General features: G+C 69.2%; 23 protein-coding genes. 15 read left to right on the top strand and 8 right to left on the bottom strand.

From position 1 onward, the window contains the following. The first annotated feature begins 101 nt into the window (after positions 1-101). The 3 genes from E0H92_RS25990 (at position 102) to E0H92_RS25980 (ending at position 4,205) form a co-directional block, all read left to right on the top strand. A complete protein-coding gene (locus E0H92_RS25990; protein WP_165549981.1) occupies positions 102-1,898 on the top strand; it encodes a sigma-54-dependent Fis family transcriptional regulator in 1,797 nt (598 codons plus the stop codon). Positions 1,899-1,991: 93 nt separating this feature from the next. Then, positions 1,992-3,197 (top strand): MFS transporter, encoded by a 1,206-nt coding sequence (locus E0H92_RS25985; protein WP_131497988.1) that lies wholly within the window; start codon positions 1,992-1,994, stop codon positions 3,195-3,197. 9 nt (positions 3,198-3,206) lie between these two features. Then, the gene (locus tag E0H92_RS25980; RefSeq protein WP_131459671.1) at positions 3,207-4,205 is read left to right on the top strand and encodes a hydroxyacid dehydrogenase; all 999 of its coding nucleotides are present in this window, start codon (positions 3,207-3,209) and stop codon (positions 4,203-4,205) included. A 26-nt stretch (positions 4,206-4,231) separates the two neighbouring features. Here the strand turns inward: E0H92_RS25980 and aroQ are convergent, their stop codons facing one another. Next, positions 4,232-4,831 (bottom strand): gamma subclass chorismate mutase AroQ, encoded by a 600-nt coding sequence (gene aroQ / locus E0H92_RS25975; protein WP_202873811.1) that lies wholly within the window; start codon positions 4,829-4,831, stop codon positions 4,232-4,234. 125 nt (positions 4,832-4,956) lie between these two features. Here aroQ and E0H92_RS25970 point away from each other — a divergent pair, with 125 nt between their 5' ends. The 8 genes from E0H92_RS25970 to E0H92_RS25935 all read left to right on the top strand — a co-directional run bounded on the left by E0H92_RS25970 (position 4,957) and on the right by E0H92_RS25935 (position 12,470). Next, positions 4,957-6,444, top strand: coding sequence for a molybdopterin-dependent oxidoreductase (locus E0H92_RS25970; RefSeq protein WP_238152468.1), 1,488 nt, complete (start codon positions 4,957-4,959; stop codon positions 6,442-6,444). A gap of 67 nt (positions 6,445-6,511) precedes the next feature. Continuing rightward, positions 6,512-7,180, top strand: coding sequence for a fasciclin domain-containing protein (locus tag E0H92_RS25965; protein ID WP_131459674.1), 669 nt, complete (start codon positions 6,512-6,514; stop codon positions 7,178-7,180). 2 nt (positions 7,181-7,182) lie between these two features. Next, entirely contained in the window at positions 7,183-7,794 is a 612-nt protein-coding gene (sigK, locus tag E0H92_RS25960) for an ECF RNA polymerase sigma factor SigK (RefSeq protein WP_238152469.1), read from the top strand. Further along, complete coding sequence (locus tag E0H92_RS25955; protein ID WP_131497987.1) at positions 7,791-8,504, top strand: anti-sigma factor; 714 nt, start codon at positions 7,791-7,793, stop codon at positions 8,502-8,504. The genes sigK and E0H92_RS25955 overlap by 4 nt, the downstream gene beginning before the upstream one ends. Positions 8,505-8,881: 377 nt before the next feature. Then, positions 8,882-9,322 carry a PaaI family thioesterase gene (locus tag E0H92_RS25950; protein ID WP_131459676.1) on the top strand — a complete coding sequence of 147 codons (441 nt, stop codon included), beginning with the start codon at positions 8,882-8,884 and terminating at the stop codon, positions 9,320-9,322. A gap of 105 nt (positions 9,323-9,427) precedes the next feature. Continuing rightward, on the top strand, positions 9,428-10,768 hold the full coding sequence (locus E0H92_RS25945) for a DHA2 family efflux MFS transporter permease subunit (RefSeq protein WP_238173590.1): 1,341 nt from the start codon (positions 9,428-9,430) through the stop codon (positions 10,766-10,768). Next, complete coding sequence (locus E0H92_RS25940; protein WP_131497986.1) at positions 10,765-11,715, top strand: sigma-70 family RNA polymerase sigma factor; 951 nt, start codon at positions 10,765-10,767, stop codon at positions 11,713-11,715. Before E0H92_RS25945 ends, E0H92_RS25940 begins: the two co-directional genes overlap by 4 nt. After that, complete coding sequence (locus tag E0H92_RS25935; protein WP_131459678.1) at positions 11,715-12,470, top strand: isocitrate lyase/PEP mutase family protein; 756 nt, start codon at positions 11,715-11,717, stop codon at positions 12,468-12,470. The genes E0H92_RS25940 and E0H92_RS25935 overlap by 1 nt, the downstream gene beginning before the upstream one ends. On the opposite strand, the gene E0H92_RS25930 is transcribed toward E0H92_RS25935, so the two are convergent. Continuing rightward, positions 12,460-14,052 carry an amidase gene (locus E0H92_RS25930; RefSeq protein ID WP_131459679.1) on the bottom strand — a complete coding sequence of 531 codons (1,593 nt, stop codon included), beginning with the start codon at positions 14,050-14,052 and terminating at the stop codon, positions 12,460-12,462. The genes E0H92_RS25935 and E0H92_RS25930 overlap by 11 nt on opposite strands. Then, positions 14,052-14,330: a hypothetical protein gene (locus E0H92_RS25925; RefSeq protein ID WP_131459680.1), complete on the bottom strand. Its 279-nt coding sequence runs from the start codon at positions 14,328-14,330 to the stop codon at positions 14,052-14,054. The genes E0H92_RS25930 and E0H92_RS25925 overlap by 1 nt, the downstream gene beginning before the upstream one ends. Before the next feature lie 175 nt (positions 14,331-14,505). Here E0H92_RS25925 and E0H92_RS25920 point away from each other — a divergent pair, with 175 nt between their 5' ends. Beyond that, positions 14,506-14,721, top strand: a complete 216-nt coding sequence (locus E0H92_RS25920) for an antitoxin (protein ID WP_131293632.1) — start codon at positions 14,506-14,508, stop codon at positions 14,719-14,721. Positions 14,722-15,089: 368 nt separating this feature from the next. Further along, a complete protein-coding gene (locus E0H92_RS25915) occupies positions 15,090-15,854 on the top strand; it encodes an SDR family NAD(P)-dependent oxidoreductase (protein ID WP_131459682.1) in 765 nt (254 codons plus the stop codon). On the opposite strand, the gene E0H92_RS25910 is transcribed toward E0H92_RS25915, so the two are convergent. The 3 genes from E0H92_RS25910 to E0H92_RS25900 are packed head-to-tail and all read right to left on the bottom strand — an operon-like array spanning position 15,851 to position 21,601. Next, a complete protein-coding gene (locus E0H92_RS25910; protein ID WP_131459683.1) occupies positions 15,851-17,323 on the bottom strand; it encodes an FGGY-family carbohydrate kinase in 1,473 nt (490 codons plus the stop codon). The two genes, E0H92_RS25915 and E0H92_RS25910, sit on opposite strands and share 4 nt — an antisense overlap. Then, on the bottom strand, positions 17,320-19,653 hold the full coding sequence (locus tag E0H92_RS25905; protein ID WP_131497985.1) for a glycoside hydrolase family 95 protein: 2,334 nt from the start codon (positions 19,651-19,653) through the stop codon (positions 17,320-17,322). Before E0H92_RS25905 ends, E0H92_RS25910 begins: the two co-directional genes overlap by 4 nt. Before the next feature lie 55 nt (positions 19,654-19,708). After that, positions 19,709-21,601, bottom strand: a complete 1,893-nt coding sequence (locus tag E0H92_RS25900; RefSeq protein WP_202873810.1) for an ABC transporter ATP-binding protein — start codon at positions 21,599-21,601, stop codon at positions 19,709-19,711. 127 nt (positions 21,602-21,728) lie between these two features. On the opposite strand from E0H92_RS25900, the gene E0H92_RS25895 reads away from it, so the two are divergent. Continuing rightward, positions 21,729-22,154 carry a MarR family winged helix-turn-helix transcriptional regulator gene (locus tag E0H92_RS25895; RefSeq protein WP_131459685.1) on the top strand — a complete coding sequence of 142 codons (426 nt, stop codon included), beginning with the start codon at positions 21,729-21,731 and terminating at the stop codon, positions 22,152-22,154. 122 nt (positions 22,155-22,276) lie between these two features. Here the strand turns inward: E0H92_RS25895 and E0H92_RS25890 are convergent, their stop codons facing one another. Next, on the bottom strand, positions 22,277-23,257 hold the full coding sequence (locus tag E0H92_RS25890) for an alpha/beta hydrolase (RefSeq protein WP_420843835.1): 981 nt from the start codon (positions 23,255-23,257) through the stop codon (positions 22,277-22,279). A 102-nt stretch (positions 23,258-23,359) separates the two neighbouring features. Here E0H92_RS25890 and E0H92_RS25885 point away from each other — a divergent pair, with 102 nt between their 5' ends. Then, on the top strand, positions 23,360-24,055 hold the full coding sequence (locus tag E0H92_RS25885; RefSeq protein WP_202873809.1) for a TetR/AcrR family transcriptional regulator: 696 nt from the start codon (positions 23,360-23,362) through the stop codon (positions 24,053-24,055). On the opposite strand, the gene E0H92_RS25880 is transcribed toward E0H92_RS25885, so the two are convergent. Continuing rightward, entirely contained in the window at positions 24,033-24,956 is a 924-nt protein-coding gene (locus E0H92_RS25880; RefSeq protein ID WP_131497983.1) for a 2-dehydropantoate 2-reductase, read from the bottom strand. The genes E0H92_RS25885 and E0H92_RS25880 overlap by 23 nt on opposite strands. Positions 24,957-24,975 lie beyond the last annotated feature (19 nt).

The following is a 24,975-nucleotide window of genomic DNA, read 5'->3' as shown; positions in this document are numbered from 1 at the left end:
CTCATTCTGAGACAGCAGTTGCGGCTGAGTGCATTACTCTCGAAGAGGACCGGGTGGGGCCACGGATCCGTGCTGTTTCCACCTGGCGTCAGGAGGCCCCGGTGGACGAGATCGCACCCTCGATGGAGGACAACCGGCGGGCCGCGACGGCCCGGCTGAACTTTCTCACGCTGGATCCGGTCGCGCCGCAGGACGTCCGGCCGCCGATCCTCGCTTCCTGGGTCCGGTCGCGGCACTGGAACCTGCCCGCGGACAAGATCACCCTGCCGTACGTCGCGGATCCCGACAAAGACCTCCCGCTCACCCGCAGTGCGGGTCCGGTACTGCGCAGACTCCACGAGAATCTCGACGGCCAGCCGATCAGCGTCATCCTCACCGACCGCTCCGGCCTGGTGCTGCAGCGCCTGACCGCGGACACCGAACTGGCCCGGCACCTCGACAAGGTCTACCTGGCCCCGGGCTTCAGCTACGCCGAGGAGTTCGCCGGGACGAACGGGATCGGGACCGCGCTGGACGTCGGCGGACCGATGCACGTCTTCGGTCACGAGCACTACGCGGAGGACCTGGAGGACCTCGCGTGCGCCGGCGTACCGATCAAGCACCCGTTGAACGGCAAGACGATCGGTGCGATCGACCTGACCTGCTGGCGCAAGGACGCCGGGTCGCTGCTGATGGCACTCGCCAAGAGCACGGCCGAGAGCATCCGCGCGGCGCTGCTCCGGGACAGCTCGACGCGGGAGCTGTCCTTGCTGGAGGCGTACCTGCAGACGTCCCGCCGGCTGGGTGACATGGTCATCGCGATCGACGACGACCTGCTGCTGATGAACGCCAAGGCGCGGCAGTCGCTCGACGCCGGCGACCAGCGCGCGGTCCTCGGCCACGCGGCGGAGATCCTCAGCCATGGCGGTACCGAGACGATCCTGGCCGAGTTGCCGACCGGGGCGTGGGTCCGGATCACCGGCCGCCCGATCGGTGGCCGTTCCGGGTCCGGGATCCTCCAGATCAGCCCGCATTCCGCCGGTGTGGACCTGCGATCGCAGGCGTCCGGTCATCGCCCGCCGCCGCGTCCGGTGCTGCCCGGGCTGGTCGGCCGGAGCGCGCCCTGGCTCGGCAGCAGCCGCGAGGTCGACAACGCCTGCCGGGCCGGCCAATGGGTCGTGCTCAGCGGCGAACGCGGCGTCGGCAAAGTCGCGCTGGCACGTGCCGCGCACCATCAGAACAGCCCGGCCGGCCCGTTCCACATCGTCGACGCCGCCCGGCCAGGTGGCGGTTTCGCCGCGGAGCTCGACGCGGAGCTGGCCGACGACTCCGTGCAGGCCCTGGTGATCCGGCACGCCGAATGCCTCGACGCCGATGGTCTCGACAGCCTTGTCGAGGCGCTGTACGGCGTACTCGAGCGCCGGCCTTCCGCACCGCCCTGGATCGCCCTCACGCTCACTTGCGAGAACGGCGACACCCCGGATCTCGGCGAGTTGCTCACGCTGTTCCCGCTGACCGTGGAGGTGCCGCCGCTGCGGCACCACATCGAGGACGTGCGCGACCTGGTTCCACACTTTCTCAACCAGCTGAGCCACGGTGACCTGACGTGTGCGCCGGACACCATGCAGCAGCTGCTGCGCTCGTCGTGGCCCGGAAACACGGCCGAGTTGTGCCAGGTCCTCAAGCAGGTCGTCGTACGGCGTCGCCGGGCTGGTGTCATCACGCCCGCGGACCTGCCCGCCCGCACCCGGGCCGTCAGCCGCCGCAGCCTCAGCCAGCTGGAGGCGCTCGAGCGCGACGCCATCGTGCACAGCCTGCTTGCGAACGGCGGGCACAAGGGCCGCGCCGCCAAGTCGCTCGGCATGTCGCGCGCGACCATCTACCGGAAGATCCACGACTATGGAATTCAGTCTCCGTAAATGTGATCGGAGTTGCACCTGAAATCGTCACTTCTGGCACAAGTGATCAATTTGCCCTTGCCGTGAGCCCTCTGCTCGCGGTGAGATAGCGGTGTGACGGAAACGCGACCCGCCGACGCGGCGGAGGGGCGAGGCTCCTCGGGCTTCTCGTACCGCCCGTTCATCTGGCTTGCGGTCGCGACGTTCTCGATGGGCATCGACGGCTACGTGCTGGCCGGGCTGCTGCCACAGATCGCCGGCGATCTCGAGGTCACCCCGGCGGCCGCCGGTCAGCTGATGTCCGTGTTCGCGTTCACCGCCGCGCTCGCCGGTCCGGTCCTCGGCACGCTGACGTCACGGTGGGAACGCCGTACGACGATCGTGCTGTCACTGGGTGTGTTCGTCCTCGGCAACGTGGTCGTCGCGGTCGCGACCAACTACCCGGTCGCGCTCAGCGGCCGTGTGCTCGCGGCGCTCGGCGGCAGTCTGCTGAACGCCGCCGTCACCGGGTACGTGCTCGCGCTGACCCCGTCCGAGCACCACGGCAAGGCGTTGTCGTTCGTGCTCGGCGGCTGGATGACCGCGACCGCGCTCGGCGTACCGGTCGGCCTGCTGCTCGGGCAGTCCTCGTGGCGGTTCCCGATGATCCTGGTCGCGGTGGTCGGCACGATCGCCCTGATCGGCATCCTGCTCCGGCTGCCGCAGTTGCATCTGCCCGGCGGCACCCTCGTCGAACGCCTCCGCCCGCTCGGCCGGCCGCGGCTGGTCGCCGGGCTGCTCGTGACCACGGGAATCCTGTGCAGCAGCTACGCCTGCTTCACGTACGCGACCCTGATCCTCGGACCGCACTTCCACGCCGAGTGGGCGATGATCCTGATCATGTTCGGGTACGGCGTCTCGAGCATGGCCGGCAATGCGGTGACAGGACGCCTGGTCGACAAGTTCACCGCGCTCAAGGTCCTGACCGTCGTGCTGGTCGGGCTGCTGCTGAACGCCGTCCTCGGCATGATCGCGCTGATGTTCGCCCCGGCCGTGGTGGCGGCCGCCTGGGGGCTGATCTGGTTCTTCTCGGCCGGCGTCGGCAACGGCGGCGGCGCCGTTCCGCAGCAGGCGCGACTGGCGTCGATGGCGCCCGACTCGGCGGCGATCGTGATGGCGCTGAACGGCAGCGCGATCTCGCTCGGCTCGGCCCTCGGCAGCGGCCTGGGCGGTGTCGCACTCACCGCGGGCGCCGCGCCCAACGGCCTGCTCGGCGTCTCGGCCGTCGTGCTGGCGCTCACGGTCGGGCTGCACCTGGTCGTCGCGCGCGCATCACGCTAGATTTCGGCCATGGCCGAAAAGCTGCGGGTGGTGCTGGCGGCGACGCCGGCGTACCGGGAGATGGTGTTCGCGCCGGAGAGTACGGCGCGGCTGGAGGCGCTCGGGGACGTCGTCGTACTGGATGATCCGGGAGACGCCGAGGCGTTGACGGCGGCGTTGCCCGGGACCGACGTACTGATCACGTCGTGGGGTGCGACGCCGTTGACCGCGGCCGTCCTGGACCACGCGGACCGGCTGCGGTTGATCGCGCACAGTGCGTCGTCGGTGAAGCACTTCGTCACCGACGAGGTGTTCCGGCGCGGGCTGCGGATCACGCAGGCGGGGCAGGCGATGGCGGAGCCGGTCGCCGAGGTGTCGCTCGCGTTCACGCTGAGCCTGCTGCATCGCATTCAGCGGTTCGACCACGCGATGCGCGACGGGGCGTGGCGGGACGCCGTACCACCGCAGCACGGGCTCACGGCGTCGCGGATCGGTGTTGTCGGCGCTTCGCGGACCGGCGTCGAATACATCCGGATGCTCGTCGCGCTCCGGGCCGCGGAGGTCGTCGTCCACGACCCGTACCTGACCGACGATCGCGCGGCAGAGCTCGGCGTACGTCGTACCTCGCTCGACGACCTGCTCCGTACCAGCCGGGTCGTCGCCCTGCACGCGCCGACGCTTCCCGAGACCCACCACCTGATCGGCGCCCGCGAACTCGCGCTGATGCCCGACGGCGCGTCCCTCGTCAACACGGCCCGCTCATGGCTGGTCGACACCGCCGCGTTGCTGGCGGAGCTCCGTACCGGCCGGATCGACGCCGCCCTGGACGTGTTCGACGAGGAGCCGCTCCCGCCCGACGACCCGTTCCGAGCCCTCCCGAACGTCCTCCTGACACCCCATCAGGCCGCCGCCACCGTCGAGTGCTACTTCGACATGGGCAAGATCACCGTCAACGAGATCGAACGCCACGCGACCGGGCGCCCCCTCCAATACGAGCTCACCGAGGGTGCCCTCCGCCAGATGGCCTAACCCCCAAACCGCCCGCCCGGGGCGAGTCAGCAGGTTGCCGTTGAGGCTGTGTGGAGGGCCCGGCGATGGAGCAGGTCCAGGTGGTGGTGGGCCGCGCCGGTGGCGTTGGCGATCGCCAGAGAAATGTCGCAGCGCAGACCGCTGCCGCGGAGGTCGTCGACGCGGACCAGCTCAGCCAGCAGCTGGGTGGTGAGCGCGTCGAGCTTCTCGCGGATGACGTTGAGATCGGGGCCGCTGGTCGGGGCCTTGTCCGGATGGGCGGCCCAGTAGGCGAGCAGACCGCGCTGGACCACCTTGCTGGCCTCGATCTGGGCGCGGAAGAAGGCCGCGGTGGAGTCCGGGTCGATGCCGAGCTGCACGGCGGACGCGCGGACCGAGTCCAGGATCTGCTGCTCCCGGACCGGGTCGTCGACCGGCTTGCCGCTGAAGTACTTCGAGGCCGCGACGTCGTCACCGACCAGGATCCGCTGGATGACCAACTCGGTCAGCGCGTCCAGTGACGGTGCGGTCTGATGGGCTCCCCCGGGTTGCACGGTGGTGTTCGCGGTCGCGGCTGCCGGGGTCAGCAGCGCGGACGTGCCGACTGCGGTCACCGCTACGGCTGTGGTGATCAACTTTCGAAGCACAATTTCCATCCTTCCCCGATGAATCCAGAACGGATCGGGACTGTACGCCGCGACAGGTGCACATCTCGAACCATCCAGGGCCCAGCCGGCGCCGAACCCCTCTCATGCACAAGACGCTCGGGGCAGTGGGTGGAGTGGTCGCAGCCGGTACGGCGCTCGCGGTCGGATATCTCGTCGCGGATCTGACCGGTGGACCGTGGCCGGTCGACGCGGTCGGCGTCCAGGTCATCGACTGGTCCCCCGGGCCGGTCAAGGACTGGGCCGTCCGGACCCTCGGCACCGCCGACCGTCCGCTGCTCCGCGTCGGCATCTGCGCGACGCTCGCGATCATCGCCGCCGTCGCCGGATGGCTCGGGGCGCGCGGGCACCGCCGGACGGCGGTCGCGATCGCCGGTGGGCTTGGGCTGGTGGGGTTCGTGTTCGCGATCGTGAGCCGGTCGGCCGCCGGCAGCACGGTCGACCGGTTGCTACCGGCAACAGTCACGCTGGTGGTCGCCGTACTCGCCATGGCTCTGGTTACGCGAAGGCCGACTCCGGAGACAGCTGAGGCGCCGGTGGGGTTTGATCGGCGGAGGTTCTTGGTCACCGTGTCGGCCGTGGCTGTGGTGGGGGCCGCTGCTGCTGGTGCTGCTCGGTTTGCGGGTGGGTCGGGGCAGGAGTTGCGGGCGCGGGTTCGGGTGCCTCGGCCGACCGACGCCGCAGGCCCGTTGCAGGCGAGCGTCGACGTCCCCGGGATCAGCCCGTTCACGACGCCGAACGCCAAGTTCTACCGCGTGGACACGCTCCTCCAGGTCCCACGGATCGACCCGCGGGACTGGGAGCTGCGGATCCACGGACTTGTCGACAAAGAGCTCCGGCTGTCCTTCGACCAGTTGCTCGAACGACGCCTGATCGAACGCGACATCACCCTGACGTGCGTGTCCAACGAGGTCGGCGGCCCGTACGCCGGCAATGCCCGCTGGATCGGCGTACCGATCGCGGACCTGCTGCGCGAGGCCGGCGTCCGGCAAGGCGCCGACGCGGTGAAGTCGACCAGCGTCGACGGCCTCACCATCGGCACCCCGCTCGCCGCACTCACCGACGGCCGGGACGCGATCCTCGCGCTCGCGATGAACGGCGAACCGCTGCCGTTCGAGCACGGCTTCCCGGTGCGGATGGTCGTTCCCGGCCTGTACGGGTACGTGTCCGCGACCAAGTGGATCGTCGACTTCGAGGTCACCAGGTTCACCGACTTCAGCGCGTACTGGACCGACCGCGGCTGGTCCGTCGAGGCGCCGATCAAGACGTCGTCGCGGATCGACGTACCGAAGGGGTTCGCGACCGTGAAGGCCGGACCCGCGGTCGCCGCCGGAGTCGCGTGGGCGCAGCGCCGCGGCATCAGCAAGGTCGAGGTCAAGGTCGACAACGGCCCGTGGCAACCCGCCCGGCTGGCACCCGTCGACGGGCCGGACACCTGGCGGCAGTGGACCTTCCGCTGGAACGCCACCGCCGGCACCCACAAACTCACCGTCCGCGCGACCGACGCGACCGGCGAGTTGCAGACCGACCGCCAGGCGCCGCCGCGTCCGAACGGCTCGAGCGGCCTGCACAACACAGTCGTGATGGTCGAGTGACCCATCCGGCCCGCGACCGGCTCCGAAGTACTCCCATCAGCAGCCTTTGTCAGTGAAAGGGATAGTCATGTACAAGCATTTGACCCGCGCCGGAATCGCCCTCAGCGCGCTGGCGCTCGCAATGACCGCATCCGCTTGCGGGAGTGGCGACGACAACGGCAGCTCCTCGAGCGGTTCGACGACCAGCACGAGCAGCAGCGCACCGGCGACCAGCACCACGCCGTCGATGAGCGACGCGGCCGGCGACCTGGTCGGACCGGGCTGCGCCGACTACGCCAAGGCCAACCCGTCGGGCGCCGGCTCGATCGACGGTATGGCGGCCGCACCGCTCGCCACCGCCGCCTCGGGCAACCCGCTGCTGAAGACCCTGGTCGCGGCCGTGTCCGGCAAGCTGAACCCGAAGGTCGACCTGGTCTCGACGCTGAACGGCGGCGAGTTCACCGTCTTCGCGCCGGTCGACACCGCGTTCGCGAAGATCCCCGCCGCGACCGTGAACACGCTGAAGACGAACGACGCGCTGCTCACCAAGATCCTCACCTACCACGTCGTACCGGGTCAGCTCGACCCGTCGTCGGTCGTCGGCAAGCAAACGACCGTTGAGAAGCAGGCCGTCACCGTCACCGGCTCCGGCGACAGCCTGAAGGTGAACAACGCCAACGTGATCTGCGGCGGCGTGAAGACCGCGAACGCTACCGTGTACCTCATCGACTCCGTACTGATGCCCCCGGCAAGCTGACCGTGAACGAACCGACCGCGCTGCCCTGGCCCGCCGGATCGCACTCGCGATCCGGTGCGGTCGCGGACGGCGATCTCCTGATGCTGACCGCGACCGGTGACACGGCCGCGTTCAGCGCCCTCTACGACCGGGTCGCGCCGTGGGTCTTCGGGCTGGTCCGCCGGATCCTCCGGAACCCGGCCCAGTCCGAAGAGGTGACCCAGGAAGTCATGCTCGACGTCTGGCGCACCGCGACCCGGTACGACGCCGACCGCGGCTCGGCGCACTCCTGGATCCTCACGATCGCGCACCGCCGCGCGGTCGACCGGGTGCGCGCCGAACAGGCCGCCGCCGACCGCACCGAACAGGTCGGCGCCCGGTCCGCCGACGTCGCCTTCGACCAGGTGGCCGACACTGTCACCACCCGGCTCGAAGCAGAGCAGGTACGGCGGTGCCTCGGCTCGCTGACCGACCTGCAACGAGAATCGATCGAGCTCGCGTACTACAACGGCTACACGTACCCGGAGGTCGCCCAGCAACTCGGGGCCAAGCTTCCGACCATCAAGGCGAGAATGCGCGACGGACTGATCCGCCTCCGCGACTGCCTGGGGACCACGAGGGGGCAGCGGCCATGACGGAACCCGACGTACACACCCTCACCGGCCCGTACGTGCTGGACGCGCTGCCGGACGACGAACGGGTCCGCTTCGAGGCCCACCTCGCCGAATGCACCTTCTGCACCACCGAGGTCGACGAACTGCGCGCCGCCGCGGTCAAGCTCGCGACCCAGGTTTCCACCCCGCCGCCACCCGCGCTCAAGGCGAACGTGATGTCCGCGATCGAGCACGTACGCCAACTCCCCCCGGTCGTCCACGGCCAACCCGCCGTACGTCGACGCTTCACCCGCCGATCGGTCCTTGCGCTCGCTGCCGCGGCCGCCGCGGTCGCCGTCAGCGGCGGGATCGCGATCGACCAGTACCGCGACCGGACCGCCGCCGAGCAGGCGAATCGGCAGATGGCCGCGGTCCTCTCCCAGCCCGACGCACGGACCGTTCACGGGGCGGTCCAGGGCGGCGGGCAGGCCACGATCGTCGTCTCCGCACAGGCCGACAAGTCGGTCGTCGTACTCCGGGACCTCCCCAAACTCCCCAAGAACCAGACCTGGCAACTGTGGATGATCGACTCCGGGAAGACCGCCCACTCGGTCGGCCTCGCGGCCAGCGATCTCACCCGGGTCATCGACGGTTCGACCACCGGGATGACAACGTTCGGCCTCACCCTCGAACCCACCGGCGGCTCCCCCAAACCAACCCTCCCAGCCGCAGCCCTCCTCCCCCTCACCTGACCCACGCGCCAAAAGACTCCGGTCCTGGAGTGAACGACCGGACCTGGGGAGGATTGTGTGCCGAATCGGGTAGAAGATCCTCCCCAACCTCGCATCGCCGGTCGAGCCGTCGCATGAGGTTGGTGGTTCCGGCCAGCTTTGCGGAAGGAATTTTGCACTCAGTGGCAGTTATGTTCCGGAAAGCTGGTCCACGGGACCTTCGCTCCGACATACGAACCCGGTGATCTCGCCGCGACCGAGTACGAGTTGGCGTCAGGGGTCAGTCAAACTTCCAGTGACCGCTGAAGCCGGCCACCACTCTAAAACCTCTTCCTTCTTTGGTCTTTTCTTCGTCGTGGTCGGGGGGCCGGGGCCCGGGGGGCTAGTAATCTCCTGGCATGGTGGAGGTTGGTGGTGGGGTTCGGGAGCGGGTGCTGGCTAGTTTTGAGCGGCAGGGGTTGATGGTGCATCTGGGGGCGCGGATCGAGCATGTGGGGGCGGGTGAGGTGCGGATCGTGCTGCCTCGTCGGCCTGAGGTGACTCAGCAGCATGGGTACTTTCACGCGGGCGCGACCAGTTCGATCGCGGACAGTGCGGGCGGGTATGCCGCGTTCACGCTGTTTCCGGAGGGTACGTCGGTGCTCACGGTCGAGTTCAAGATCAATCTGCTCGCTCCGGCCGAAGGTGAGCGGCTGGAGGCGGTGGGCACTGTGATCAAGCCGGGCCGGACGCTCACGATCTGCCGGCTCGAGGTCTTCGCGGCCACCGGCGAAGACCGCACCCTGATCGCGGCCGGCCAGCAGACCCTGATCCAGATCGAGGCCCGCCCCGAGCGCTGAAACTCGGGCGCTGAAAACTCGTGGTCACCGGAGCGATGAGTTCGGGTCCTCCCGCTGGTCTGTAGAGGTGTGCGGACAACTGGTGAACAACGATGGGTTTTGGGGTTGGCCTCTCTCGGGTCGGTCATGGTGGCGCTGGACACGCTCGTGGTGGCGGCGGCGCTGACGACGATCCGTAGTGACCTCGGTGCATCGGCCGAGGAGCTGGAGTGGACGGTCAACGCCTATGGACTGAGTTTTGCGATGCTTCTGATGACGGCCGCCGCGATCGGCGACCGTCTGGGCCGGCGACGTACCTATGCGGCCGGTCTGGCACTCTTCACCGCCGCGTCGGTCGCGTGTGCGGTGGCAACCACGCTGCCGTTCCTGATCGCGGCCCGGGCCGTGCAGGGTGTCGGCGCGGCGATGGTGATGCCGTTGGCGATGAGTCTGCTCGGGGCGGCGTTCCCGCCGGAGCGGCGCGGGCGGGCGATCGGCGTGTTCAGCGGCGTGACCGGGATCGCCGTACTCGGTGGGCCGCTGATCGGCGGCGCGGTCACCGAGGGACTGTCGTGGCAGTGGATCTTCTGGATCAACGTGCCGATCGGCGCGGTCGCGATCGCGTTGGTGCTGACGAAGATCGGTGAGAGCACCGGCCCGGCGCGACGGCTGGATCTGGTCGGCGCGGTGCTGATCAGCCTCGCCGTACTAGGCCTGGTCTGGGGCACGGTGCGCGGCGAGTCAGCCGGCTGGACCAGTGCCGAAGTACTAGGTGCTTTCGGGATCGGCGTCGTGATGCTGGTGGCGTTCGCGGCGTGGGAGCGGCGGACCGACCACGCGATGGTGCCGCTGGAGTTCTTCCGGAACCGAACCTTCGCCGCGGCGAACTCGGCCGGCTTCTTCCTCAGCGCATCGTTGTTCGCCGCAGTCTTCTTCCTCTCGCAGTACATGCAGGCCGTGCTCGGGTCGGCGCCGTTCAAGGCCGGTCTGCAACTGCTGCCGTGGACCGCGACGCTGTTCGTCGTCGGCCCGATCGCCGGCCGGCTGGTCGACCGCGTCGGCGAACGTCCACTGGTCGTGATCGGTATGGCGCTGCAGACCGCGGGCATGTTCTGGGTCAGCGGCGGCGCGGACCACTACTGGGAACTGATCGTGCCGCTGGTCGTCACCGGGTGCGGGATCTCGCTCGCGATGCCCGCGGCGCAGAGCGCGGCGATGGCGGCGCTGCCCCGCGAAGCCGTCGGGATCGCGTCCGGGATCTACAGCATGAACCGGCAGATCGGCGGCGCGGCCGGGGTCGCGGTCCTCGGCTCGGTCTTCACGGCGGCCGGCGGCTACACCGGCCACGGCTTCGCCCGGGCGCTCGCGGGATGCGGCGTACTGTCGTTGATCGGCGCGCTCTCGGGGCTGGCGATCGCGGGACGTCGTGCGCAGAAGCTGGAGCCGGTGCTGGAAGGAGCCCGATGAACCTCGAGGAGGAGTTCGCGCAGCATCGGGGTGAGCTGGTGGCGCATTGCTACCGGATGCTCGGCTCGCTGCACGACGCCGAGGACGCCGTCCAGGAGACGTATCTGCGCGCCTGGCGCGGTCACGCGGACTTCGAGCATCGTTCGTCGGTCCGGACCTGGCTGTACCGGATCGCTACGAACGTGTGCCTGAACCTCCTGCAGCACAGCAGCCGGCGGGTCGTCCCGTCGGCGCTGGGTGCCCCGGGCAACGATCCGGACGAGCTGCACGCCCAGGCTCTGGAGGTTCCGTGGCTGGAGCCGTTTCCGGATCAGCTGCTCGGAGCGGATCCGGCCACCGTGGTCGGCGATCGCGCGAGTCTGCGGCTGGCGATGGTCGCCGCGATGCAGCACCTTCCGCCGCGGCAACGCGCCGTACTGATCCTGCGCGAGGTGCTCACGTGGCCGGCCGCGGACGTCGCCTCGTTGCTCGACACAACAACCGCGGCGGTGAACAGTTCGCTGCAGCGTGCGCGGGCCGAACTGGCGCGGTTGCGGCCGCGGGAGGACGAGTTGAGCGAGCCGCACGAACCGTTGCGGCGGGCGTTGCTCGACCAGTTCCAGGCCGCGATGGAGAGCAAGGATCTCGTCGTACTGGAAGGGCTGTTCAGCGCGGATGCCCGGTGGGAGATGCCGCCGATCCCGACCTGGTTCAGCGGGCGTTCCGACGTACTGCGGTTGCTCGACGCGAAGCTCCGCCCGGGCCCGGGCCGGCGGGTCCTGGTCGAGACGTCGGCGAACGGCCAACCGGCCTTCGCGCTGTACATCCGGGGCACGGACGACCTGTTCCACGCGCACTCGATCAAGGTGCTGACGTACACCGAGGACGTGATCTCAGCCGTCCTCGCATTCCACCAACCTTCCCTCTTCCCAGCCTTCGGGCTGCCCCTGATCCACGGGAGATCTTGATGTCATTGGCAACCATCCTGCGGGAACTGCACGTCCCCGGCACACCGCTCGTCGTACCGAACGCATGGGACGCCGCCTCGGCCCGCATGGTCGAGGCGGCCGGCTTCGCCGCGGTCGCCACCAGCAGCAACGCCACGGCCGCGGTCCTCGGATACGACGACGGCGAGCACGCGCCCGTTGACGACGTACTGGCAGCCGCGGCGCGGATCGCTCAGTCGGTGTCCGTCCCGGTCACGGTCGACTTCGAACGCGGGTACCGGCTGGCGCCGGCCGAACTGGTCGAGCGCTTCGTCGCGACCGGCGCGGTCGGGCTCAACCTGGAGGACTCCGACCCGGCGACCGGGGCAATGATCGACCCCGGCGAGCAGGCGGACTTCCTGGCAGCGGTCCGCGATTCGGCCGGTGACGCGCTGGTGATCAACGCGCGGATCGACGCGTTCATCCGCCAGGCCGGTACGGCGGATGAGCAGCTCGCGACCGCCCTCGACCGCGGAAACCGCTATCTGGCCGCCGGCGCCGACTGCGTGTACCCGATCGGCGTCGGCGACCTCGACCTGCTCGCCACGCTCAGCACGCAGATCGACGGCCCGGTGAACGCGGGCTACGGGCAGGGCGCGAACTCGGTCGCGGACTACGCGGCGCGCGGGGTCGCCCGGGTCACCTTCGGCCCGATGTTCCAGCGCCACCTGTACGCGAAGTTCGCCGACACGCTCCTGCCCGCCGTCGCCGCGGACCGCAACCCGTTCACTGCATGAGGTCGGGTACTTCCTCGGCGTGGATTCGGCCGCGGTCCTGCTTTTCAGTAGTTCGCAGGGCAGCAGGCGCCGCGGTCGGATCCGTGGGGCGGCGGTGATGCCAGTCGGTGACGGCCTGGTAAGCGGCTGCGACGGAGAGCAGGCGGTCCTCGCCGAACGGTTTGCCGCCGAGGATCGTGCCGATCGGTACGCCGTTCGCGGTGAACCCGATCGGCAGCGCCAGCTCGGGCAGTCCGAGCGCGTCGAACGGCGTCGGGGACGTCTGCACCACGACGTCGCACTGCTCGAACAGATCCTCGAGCACCCGCTCCAGCAGGACCACCTTGGCGCGCTGGCCGATCAGGAACTCGTTGGCTCCGAGCAGCGCGCCCTGCAACCACCCGACCACGGACACCCCGAAACCGCGGAGGTCCGACCGCAGCATCGGGAGGAACGGCTCGCTCCGCTCCGGCAGCCGGACGTTGTTGAAGGCCGCGTTCGTGAGCAGGTCCCACTCGTCCGGCATGGTCACGTCGACGACCGACAAGCCCTCGATCCCCGCGAGGACGTCGAGGGCCGTCGTACGGGCCGCCGCTGTCTCCGACGTACCGCTGGTGAATCCGGGGATCACGCCGATCCGGGTCCGCCAGCGGGCCCGTCCCGGTCGCAGCGGCGTTGCCGCCTTCACGAGGTCCGGCACCGGCGGAAGCCCTTGTGTTCTTGGGTCTTCCGGGTCCTCGCCCGCCATCGCCGTCAGCATGATCGCGGCATCCATCGCGTCCCGCGCCAGCGGGCCCGGGTGGTCGCGGGTGTAGCTCAGCGGCACGATGCCGTGCAGGGACACGCGGCCCATGGTGGGCTTCAGGCCGGTCAGGTTCTGGGCGTTCGACGGCGCGGTGATCGATCCGCCGGTCTGGGTCCCGACCGCCGAGGTCGCGAGCCTCGCCGCGACCGCGGTCGCCGATCCGGACGACGATCCGCCGGGGTCCGTGGCCGGATCGTTCGGCGTCCACGCGTTCACGGTGGTGATCCGGCCGTCCGGCGTGGTCGCGCGAGTAGTTGCCAACGGCCCCATCTGGGTCTTGCCGAGAACGATCCCGCCGGCCGCGGTCAGCCGTCGTACTGCGGTCGCGTCGTACGGCGGCACGAAGTCGGCGAACAGGTACGAGTTCGCGGTCGTGGTCACACCGCGCGTGTAGTAGTTGTCCTTGATCGCCAGCGGGATGCCGTGCAGCGCACCGCCGCGGGTCCGGCCGAGCGCGCGGGCTCGTTGGAGCGCCTCGTCGGCGAGGACCAGGTTGAACGCCTGGTACGCCGAGTCGAACGCGCTGATCCGCGCGAGATGAGCCTCCACCAGCTGTTCGGGCTTCAGCTTGCCCTTGCGGATCAACGTAGCCGCCTCGGCGATGGTCAGCTCGCTGACGTCGACCGATCTCGCCGGTACGTCGACCAATGCCGCCGTACCGCTGGACCCGGTGGACGCGGGGGCGGCGTGCGCTACGGCCGGTAGCGCGACCGAGCCGACCGCGGTGGCGGCGGCCAGCGCGCTCGCGCGGTGGAGGAACGATCGCCGATCGACCTGGGTGTCCTGTGGCTCGCCCATCAGGCCTCCCGGACGACGTCGATGGACGGGTACAGTTTCGGCGGCGCGGCCTGCTGGGCGAGCCGGGCGTCCGCGGCGAACGTGTACGAGCTCAACGGCAACACCGTCGTACGCATGAAGCTGCGCAGACTGGCGAGCACCGAGTCGCGGCCCGGGCTCCCGGTGTCCGGATCCGGTGCGCTGCCGGCCGGCAACTGGTCGAGATCGATTCCGATGGAAGCCAGACGCGCCCTGATCATCACGTCCAGCTCGGCATCGGTGGGCTGACTGAGACTCACGAGTCCCCTCCCGGTCGTGGCGGCAACCTGTCAGCCTTTTATGTCATCTTCAACTACTCCGCAGGTTTCGGCGGGATCACCACCAGGTTGCGGCGCCCGGGTGTGTGGAATCGGACCGATCGGGTACTGACGGCTCGTAGCGGAAGGCAACCATCGAGAGAACGGGGAAACCACGATGGGTATGTTCGACAGCATGAAGGACAAGGCCGGCGACCTGGTCGACGAGCACGGTGACAAGGTCAGCGAGGGCCTGGACAAGGCCGGCGAGTTCGCCGACGAGAAGACCGGCGGCAAGTACGGCGACAAGATCGACCAGGGCACGGACATGGCCAAGGACCAGCTGGACAACCTGGACGGCCAGAACGACGACATCCCGGACAACCAGTCCTGACACCCGTCGCCCGCCCCACATTTGGTGGGTCAGCCAGCGCATTTGGTGGGCCAGCCAGCGAATTGCGGGGTTCCACACCCTGAGAACGGGTCAGGAACCCCCGATGTGACCGGCTGACCCATCAAATCGGCCGCGTCGTGCCCGACCAGCAGAGCGAACGCTTGACCAACTGGTTGATGCTGTGGGCAACGAGGTTCCTGTGAGTCCGCTGAATGCCTGCTCACCGGTCGTCTGCGTGCTGGCGGCGACCGCGTGGTTGCTGATGGTCAGAAAAGCCCACGGGGGTTCGCCTTATGGGCTCCACGACGTAGTCTCTGCTCCTAGGGGTGGGTTGGGTCTGCAGGGGGGAACTGCATGATGCTGGATTTTTGCCTGCGCTCGGGGACGGACAGCCGATGACGCCGTTGCGGCGGATTCTGGTCTGGATCTCTGGTGCGTCGGCGGGGCTGGGGGCTGCGCTGGCGGCGACGATCCCGTTCGAGAGCGCGGAACTGATTGACATCTCGCGTCGCGGCGGTACGCCGGGCGCGCACCACGTCGCGGTGGATCTGGCAGATCCTGAGTCGTGGCCCGTGGTGGACAAGGACTTCCGGCAACGGATCGAGGCCGGCGACCCGGAGCTCGTGGTGTTCATCCACAACGCCGGAACGCTGACGCCGCTCGGCTCGGCGGATCACGTCGACACCGAGCAGTACACCCGCAACGTGCTGCTGAACTCGGCGGCAGCGCAGGTGCTCGGGCAGTCGTTCCTGAGCGCGGTGTCCGGACGGGACTGCGAGCAGCACCTGATCATGCTGTCGTCCGGCGCGGCGAGCCGCCCGCACGAAGGCGAATCCAGTTACGGCGCAGGCAAGGCAGCGATCGACCAGTGGGTGCGCACGGTGGGCTTGGAGCAGCAGCGCCGAAGTCCCGGCTGCCGGGTGATCTCCGTGTCGCCAGGCTCGGTCGACACCGACATGCAGGCCGAACTACGAGCGGCCAGCCTCGATGAAGTCCCGATATCGGGCCGCTTCCGTGAGATGCAGGCCCTCGGCCACCTCGCCAAGCCGGAAACCGTGGCGCGGACGATCTGGTCGCTGCTCGACCGCGATCTCCCCAGTGGAACTGTGCTGCACGTCCGCGACGTGTCCTAGCGAGCGGTCTGCGCCAGGCGGTGGATCTGCTCCCGCGTCGCCGGGTACAGCTCCGTGAACGTCTGCAGCAAGCCCGAGTACGTCGACCGGGTCGCCGGATCGGGCACGACGACGTGGTCCGGCCTGGTCCAATCGGTGTCCGGTGGGACCGCCCCGATCCCGATCGCGGCCAGCAGCGCATCGCCGTACGACGCTCCGATCGTCTGCTGGGGAACCGTTTGCCGTACGCCCGCGACGTCGCTGACGATCTGGGTCCACAGCCCACCCTGCGTGCCACCGCCGACCGCAACGATCCGTCCCGCGGCGCCCGCGGTGCCGACGCTGTCGAAGAGGTCGAGGATCTGGCGAACGCCGCAGGCGATCCCTTCGTACGCCGCGCGCAGCAGGTGACCGCGGCCGTGCCGGAGGGTGAGGCCGGCGATCACGCCACGGGCCAGCGGGTCGTAGATCGGGGTTCGTTCGCCACTGAAGTACGGCAGCAGGACGAGTCCCTCGCTGCCCGCGGGAACGGCAGCGGCCTCCGCGAGCAGGGTCTCGAACGGTGCACCGCCGGTGAGCTCCTGCAGCCAGGTGGTAACGGTTCCCGACGTCGCCATACCGGCAGCGAGCGTGTGCGATCCGTGCTCGACGCCGGACGTCGTCCACAGGCCTCGCACGCTCGTCGGCGCGGACAGGACCTGGACGAAGAACATCGTCGAGCCGTACATCAGCATCAGATCGCCAGGACGCCGTACGCCGACGCTGAACGCCTCGGCCCACGCGTCGACGGTCCCCGCGACGACCGGCGTACCTTCGGCCAGACCGGTCAGTGCTGCGGCGTCCCGACGTACGACGCCGACCTGTTCGGACGGCCAGACCAGGCGGGGCAGGGCGAGACCCGGCAGGACCGCCTCCACCCAGTCTGTCGCCCAGTCCTGCCGATGGATGTCGTAGAACGGGTCGCACTGGCTGGCGGTGTGGTGATCGAGAACCCATTCACCGGTGAGCTGCGCGACGACGTACGTATGCGCGCTGAACCAGCGGTCCTGAGGCCGCCACGCGTCGCCGGCCGCCCGCCGCAACCAGGCCAGCTTCGGCCCGATCGCCTGGCTGGACAGGTCTTTGCCGCAGCGTTCGAGGATCGCGTCCGCGCCGAGCTGGGCGGTGATCTCGGCGATCTCGCGGGTCGATCGGGTGTCGACGCCGTACAGGATCGCCGCGCGCCGTGGGCGCAGGTCGTCGTCGGTCTGGACGACGCACGGACCGAGGCCGGAGACACAGACGGCTACGACGTCCGTGGAGTCCAGCTCGGCGAGCACGTCGACGACGTCGCCCCACCAGTCGCGTTCGGGATCCATCTCGGCCCACCCCGGCTGCGGCAGGCTCGGGGCGTGGTCGCGGCGCGCCACCGCCACGACCTCCCCGTCGAGAGTGCACAGCACAGCCTTCGTACTGCCGGTACCGATGTCGACGCCGATGACGAAGCTCATCCGGCAATTGTCCAGGTGTGTGGAACGCCGGCGGCGAGAGACACCTCCTCGCGCTTCTGCCGATGCCGGAGTACGACGGCGGTGTCGCGGTCGGCCGTGAGTACGGCGTTCGCGGCGTCCGGGGACCAGGTGAGGTCGACGCGGACGCCGCCGCGGGCCCGGAGACCGGTGACCGAGCCCTCCGGCCACGCGTCCGGGAGCGCGGGGAAGATCTCGAGCTCGTCGGTGTGGCTCTGCAGCAACATCTCCGCGATTCCGGCGGTCGCACCGAAGTTGCCGTCGATCTGGAACGGCGGGTGCGCGCAGAACAGGTTCGGGTACAGGCCGGAGCCGTCGCCCACGTAGTCGGTGCCGGAGTCGGCGGCCGGGGTGAGCAGCTCGCGGACCAGGCGGTGGGCAGCGGCGCCGTCGCGAAGCCTTGCCCACAACGAGATCCGCCAGGCCAGCGACCAGCCGGTGCTCTTGTCGCCGCGCAGCTCCAGAGTGCGCGCGGCGGCCGCGGCGAGTTCCGGCGTACCGTCCGGGGTGATCTGGTCGCCGGGGTGCAGGCCGATCAGGTGGGACGTGTGGCGGTGCTGCGGCTCGGCCTCGGGCAGGTCGGCCAACCACTCCTGTAGTTGCCCTTGGCCACCGATCTTCGGGTCGGGGATCCGCTTGCGAGCCGCGGTCAGGTCGTCGATCAGGGGGTCGGTGAGGTCGAGTTCCGCGGCGACCTGGGCACAGCGGTCGAAGAGGTCCGCGATGAGGGACAGATCCATCGTCGACGAGATCGTGACCGAGGCGGGCTTGCCGTCTGCGGCGACGTACTCGTTCTCCGGTGAGGTGGAGGGGGCGGTGCCGAGGGTGCCGTCCGGGAGTTCGATCAGCCAGTCCCGGGCGAACTCGGCGGCGCCTCGGAGAGTCGGCCAGACATCCTTCAGGTACTCGCGGTCGCCGGTGAACGCGTAGTGATCCCAGAGGTGACGGCACAGCCAGACGCCGGCCATCGGCCAGTTCGACCACTTCGGATTGCCGTCGACGGGCGCGGTCCAGCACCAGGCATCGGCGTTGTGATGGGCGGTCCAGCCCTTCGCGCCGTACAAGTGTTCCGCGGTACGGCGACCCGCTACGGCTAGGTGTTTGACGTAGTCGAGGAGGGGTTGGTGGCACTCGGAGAGGGATGTGGTCTCGGCGGGCCAGTAGTTCATCTCGGTGTTGATGTTGACTGTGTAGTTGCTGCTCCACGGGGGCTGCAGCTTGTCGTTCCAGATGCCTTGGAGGTTGGTCGGCAGTCCGCCTGGGCGGGAGCTGGAGATCATCAGGTACCGGCCGAAGTTGTAGATCAGCGCGGCCAAGCCGGGGTCGTCTCCCGCTTCCACGAGCCGACGGTCGGTCGTGAGGTCGATCGCCGAGGGAAGTACGAACACCGACCGTCGGAACAGCTCTTGGTAGTCGCGGACATGCTCCTGCAGAAGCACCTCGGCACCTTGGGCGAGTGCGGTGCGGGCTGTGGTGTCCGCTGCCTGGAAGCAGTCGTCTTGTGTGCGAGTCGGGGCGGTGTGGGGGTCTTCGTAGCCGGTGGCGGTGGTGAGGACTACCAGGAGTTCTGTGGTGTTGCTGACGGTCAGTTGGTCGTCTGTGGGCGTCAGCGTGCCGTCGGTGTGTGCGCGCAGTACGACGGCTGCGTTCATCCCTCGGTCGTCGCCGTCGGAGTACTGGATCGGCTCGGTGGCGTTCCCGTGGGGCGGGGCGACGGACGACGGGCAGGTTGCTAGCAGTGCTAGGCCGTTGTCGCCGAGGGACTGCGTGGTCGCGCGGAGCTGCGAGGTGAGGGTGAGCGTCATCGTGAGTGGCTGCGAGGCGCCTAGACGTAGGACCAATGCCTGTGCCGGCGCGCTGACGAAGACCTCTTGCCAGATCTCGACGTCGCCCACTTCGTACTCGACGCGGGCGACTGCGGTGTCCAGGTCGAGCCGGCGGCGGTAGTTCGTACCTGTGGACGCGAAGTCCAGGAGCAGATCGCCCAGCGGGAGATACGCCTGCGAGTGACCGCTGTGAAATCCACCCGAAAGCTCCTCGGCCGCGCGCACGTCCCCCGCTGCCAGCGCGGCCCGCACGCGCTCAACCGCCCCCGCTCCAAACCGATCACCGGTTGGGGTTGCGAGGCGGCGGGTTGTCTCGGGGCTGCCGGACCAGCAGGTTTCGTCGTTCAGGGCGATCCGGTCCTGCGGGGTGCCGCCGAACCACATCGCGCCGATCCGGCCGTTGCCGAGGGGGAACGCCGCCAGCCAGTCCGCCGCGGGAGCGTCGTACGTCAGCTCGGTGGCGGCCGCAGTCATCCGATCTCTCATAGCGCGATCCTCCCCCGACCGCCCGCCACCGCGCGACCGGAGGTCCGGCTGGTGATCAGGCGGCTTCGGCGAACTGGGTGGCGTAGAGGTCGGCGTACAGGCCGCCCTGGGCCAGCAGTTCGTCGTGGGTGCCGCGTTGCTGGATACGGCCTTCGTCGAGGACGAGGATGACGTCGGCGTTGCGGATCGTGGAGAGGCGGTGGGCGATGACGAGCGACGTACGGCCGACCAGCGCGTTCGCGAGCGCGGTCTGGACGGCGGCCTCGGACTCGGAGTCCAGGTGCGCGGTCGCCTCGTCGAGGATCACGATCGACGGGGACTTGAGCAGCAGCCGCGCGATCGCGAGGCGCTGACGTTCGCCACCCGACAACCGGTAGCCGCGATCCCCGACCACGGTGTCGAGACCGTCCGGCAGGCTGCCGACCAGCGTCGCGATCTGCGCCGCCTCGAGGGCCTGGTGGAGTTCGGCGTCGGTCGCGTCCGGGCGGGCCAGCTGCAGGTTGGCGCGGATCGTGTCGTGGTACATGTGCGAGTCCTGCGTGACCACGCCGATCACCGCACGGAGCGAGGCCTGGGTGACTTCGCGGACGTCGTGACCGCCGACCAGGACCGCGCCGCCCGTGGCGTCGTACATCCGGGAGACGAGTGAGGACAGCGTGGACTTGCCGGCGCCCGACGGGCCGACGACGGCGACCATCTGGCCGGGTTCGACGGTGAACGTGACGTCCTCGAGGACCTCTTCCCCGGTCTCGGCCGACAGCGTCGCGACCGACTCGAGCGAGGCGAGCGACACCTCCTTGGCCGACGGGTAGTGGAACGACACGTGGTCGAACTCGATCGACGGCTCCGCGTCCGGCGGCAGCGTCTTCGCGTCCTTGCGGTCGGCAACCATCGGCGGAAGGTCGAGCACCTCGAGCACCCGCTCGAAGCTGACCAGCGTGGTCATGATGTCGACCTGCATGTTCGAGAGCGCCGTCAACGGCCCGTACAGGCGGTTCAGGTACGCCGTCAGCGCGACGACCGTACCGATCCCGAGCATCCCTTCGACCGCGAAGACCCCGCCGACGCCGTACACGAGCGCGACCGCCAACGCTGCAACGAGTGTGAGCGAGACGCGGAAGACACCGGCGTACATCGAGGTGGTGACGCCAATGTCACGAACGCGGGCGGCCTTGCCGGCGAAGTCGCGGGACGCGTCCTCGGTGCGGCCGAACACCTTCGCGAGCACCGCCCCGGCGACGTTGAAGCGCTCGGTCATCGTCTGCGCCATGGTGGCGTTCAGCTTGTACGTCTCCGCTGTTGCCGTACGCAACTTTCCGGCGAGCAGCCGGGCCGGAATCACGAACAGCGGGAGAACGACGAGTGCGAGCAGGGTGATCTGCCACGACATCACGAACATGGCGGCGAGGACCAGTGTGACGCTGAGCAGGTTGCTGACCACGTTCGAGAGCGTAGACGTGAACGCCTGCTGGGCACCGAGTACGTCGCCGTTCAGGCGCTGGATGAGCGCGCCGGTCTGCGTCCGGCTGAAGAACGCGACCGGGAGTTGCTGCACGTGGTCGAACACGGCGGTGCGGAGGTCGTAGACGAGACCTTCGCCGATCCGCGAGGAGAACCAGCGTTCGACGAGGGTGATGGCGCTGTTCGCGACGGCAAGCAGTGCGACGACGAAGGCGAGCCAGACGACCACTTGGGCATGGCCCGGCACGATGCCGCGGTCGATGATCGCCTTGAACAGCAGCGGGGTGACCGCGCCGGTGGCGGCGTCGAGCGCGACGAAGACGAGGAAGGCGGCCAGGTGACCGCGGTACGGACGGGCGAACCCGAGGATCCGGCGGAGCGTGCCCGCCGACAACTTGTGATGCCGGACGGAGGAGTCCTTCAACAGCGACCGCATCGCACGCCCGCCGCCCCCTCCCCCACCCGGAAGCCCGGAAATCTGCGACATGCAGCTCCTTCCAGCTCAGGGACCAACTCAGGGATCAGCTCATATTGAGGTTAACTCACTATGAGCTAACCTCACAATGTGCTGGTTTGTTCCCCGCGGGCGCGAGAACTCCCATTAGGCTCTGGGCATGCCTGATCCCGAGGATGCTGCAGAGCAGATCGCCGGCCTGCTGGACGGGATCGTTCGGCGTCAGCGGCGGGCGTCGCGGGAGGGGTTCGGCGAGAGCGTCACGCACGGGCAGTTCCGGGTACTGCGGACGCTCCATCGTGCGGACCGGCTGCTTCGACTGAGCGAACTGGCAGCACTACTGGACATCGTTCCGCGGTCGGCGACATCGGTTGTGGACGATCTGGAGGCGGCCGGACTGGTCGCGCGGCAGCCGGACCCATATGACCGCCGCGCCACCCTCGTCTATCTCACGCCCGACGGCCTGAAGATCCTCAGCACCCTCCGCGAGAAGCGCCGGGACGTGATGGCCAGCCAGTTGGCGCGGCTCAGCGCCGACGAGCAGCAGACGCTCGCCGTACTCCTCCAGCGTCTCGCCGAGGACTGACGCGGACGCCGCCCTCTCGTGGGTTGACGTCCGAGATGCAGGGTTTGCGCACGGGATCTCGGACGCAAACCCTGCATCTGATGGGTCAACCCACCAACGGCGGGGATCCGGGTGGGGCTTGGTCAGGCCTTCTTCAGGTGGGCGATGATGCCTTCCAGGTCTTCGATCATGCGGTTGGGGCGGACCATGTGGCCGCCTTCGTCTTCGTAGGCGGTGAAGGGGATGTTGGCCCGGTCGAGGGCGGCCTTGAACTCGCGGTGGCCGGCCAGGACCTGGGTCTCGTTGGCGTAGTCGAACGGGTCGGGGCTCGGGCTGGTGCCGGCGACCAGGAAGATGCGCTTGCCGCGGTAGCGCTCGAGGTTCTGCATCGGGTTGTCGGCGGTGACGCGTGCCTCGTCCCACGCCGGGGCGCCGTAGATCGTGCCGCCGGCCAGGTCGACGGCCGCGGAGGACACGTTCGCCCAGTGCACGACCAGGCCAGCGTCACGGCGTACGCTCGCCGGGCCGGAGTGCGAGCTGACGGAGGCGAAGTGGCCGTAGTACTTCGCGGTGTACTTGAGCGCGCCGAAGCCACCCATCGAGAAACCCGCGACGGCACGGCCGGCGAACTCGGCGTGCGTCCGGAAGTTGGCGTCGACCCACGGAATCAGCTGGTTGATGTGGAAGCTCTCCCAGTTGCGCGGACCGGTGTTGGAGCTAACCGGGTTGGAGTACCAGCCGGCCTTGCCGCCGTCGGGCATCACCACGATCATCGGCTTGCCCGCGGTCCAGTCGCGGATGCCGAGGCGGTCGAACGCGATGAAGTCCTGGTTGCCGCCGTGCAGCAGGTACAGCACCGGGTAGGTGCGCCCGCTGGTGTGATAGTCACTCGGCAGCAGGACGTTGACGGCCGGGGCCCAGCCGATCGCGTCGGTCCGGAAGCGGTAGTACCACATCCGCGGATCGTCTTCGTTCCGCTCGGTGATGTGCAGGCCGAATCCGTCGTCCGCCGCGCTGGCGGCGAGGGAGGTGGCCAGAATGGTGCCGGCGCCGAGGCCGGCGGCGACGGTCAGCCCGCCGGCGGCCTTCAGCATCGTGCGCCGGGTGGGGCGAGGTGCGCTCACCATATTCTCCTGAAGAGTGAGGGACAGAAAGATCACCGTCGGTGACGGTGTCGATCTAAGTTAGTAGCATAACTTTGGGGTCAGTCCCCAGGGAGGAGGGTTGTGACAGCGAATCCGCCCCGCCGGAAGACCGGCGGCCGCCAGGCGCAGATCACCATCGCGGACATCGAACGGGAGGGTCTGCGGCTCGGCCTGACCAACCTGACCGTGAACGGGGTCGCGACCGCGCTCGGCGTCACCCCGACCGCGCTGTACCGGCACGTCGACGGCAAGCTCGGGCTCGAGGCGCTGGTCGGTGAGGCGGTACTGCGGGAGCTGCACATCGTCGACGACCCGGACGAGGACGTCGAGGCGCACCTGTTGTCGTTCGCGCGGCAGCTGCACACGTTCGTACTCGAGCACCCGGGCCTCGCGGCGTACCTGCAGGGGCTGTTTCCGCGCGGCGAGGCCGGCGTACGGCTGCAGCGGGAGGCCGTCGAGGCGCTCAGCCGGCGCGGCTACAGCGCGGCCGGCGCGGTGCTGATGTCCGGCACCGTCGCGTCGCTCGCGATCAACCTGACCGCGGCCGAGGAACGGCATCGCCCGTACTTCGAAGGCCCGCACCAGCGCGAACTCGAGAAGGTCTACGCACTCCTCGCCGCGGACGACGTACTGAGCGCGGCGCACCAGGAACTACCGATGATCACGTCCGAGCCGTACTTCCGGATGGTGATGACCGGCTGCATCCGCGGCCTGGTCGCCGCCGCCCCGCCGAACCGCCCGGTGATCGAGGTCCTCACTGACCTCGGTCTGGAATGAGTGCGCGGGCGCCGGCCAGCTCGAAGAGGAACGTGTTGACGGGGGTCGGGACGCCCGACTGGGCACCGAGCCGTACGACGGCGCCGGTCCAGGCGTCCAGTTCTGACGGGCGGCCGGCGATCAGGTCGCGCTGCAGGGAGGTCGTGCCGTCGGACGGGAGCTGATCGATCCAGGCGAGGGTCCGCGGTACGACGTCCTCGGCGAGCCGGATGCCTCGCGCCAGTGCGATATCGCGGATCTCCGTGATGGCTTCGGTCAGCAGCCGGCGAGTGGCGGGGTGGGTGCGGAGTACGCCGTACCCGGCGCCGGTCGCCGTACCGAGACCGCCACCCGGGACGACCGAGAGGAACTTCGTCCAGAGCGCCGCCCAGATGTCCTCCGGCACGGTCGCCTGGAGGCCCGCCGCCACGAACGTGTCCCGCAGCAGACCGGTCCGCGGCGTGGTCGCGTTGTCCCATTCGCCGAAGTTGAGCTTCCCGTTGCCGAGATGCCGGATGACGCCGGGACTCTCGACGTACGCGATCACCTCGGCGGCGCCGGGCAGTACGGCGTCCCGTCCGTAGACCTCGGCGACCTGGTCGGGGGCCTCGACTCCGTTCTGCACGGTGACGATCGCGGTGTCCGGACCCACCAGCGGACGGATTGTGCCGATCGCCGCGGGGAGCTGCCACGTCTTCACGCAAATCAGCACGTAGTCCACCGGGCCGATCTCGGCCGGCTCGCTGGTCGCGCGCACCGGCAACCGCAGGTCACCTGCCGGGCTGTGCACGACGAGCCCGTCGGCCTGCAGCGCCTCCAGGTGCTTACCCCGCGCCACGAATGCCACGTCCTGCCCGGCGGCGGCCAGCCGCGCACCGAAGTACCCGCCCACACCGCCCGCGCCGACGATCCCGATCCTCACAAGCCGCTCCTCTGGTTAC

The organism is Kribbella speibonae (assembly GCF_004331375.1).
In the GTDB taxonomy this organism is placed as follows: Bacteria; Actinomycetota; Actinomycetes; order Propionibacteriales; family Kribbellaceae; genus Kribbella; species Kribbella sindirgiensis.
This window is presented reverse-complemented; position numbering and strand designations above follow the sequence as displayed.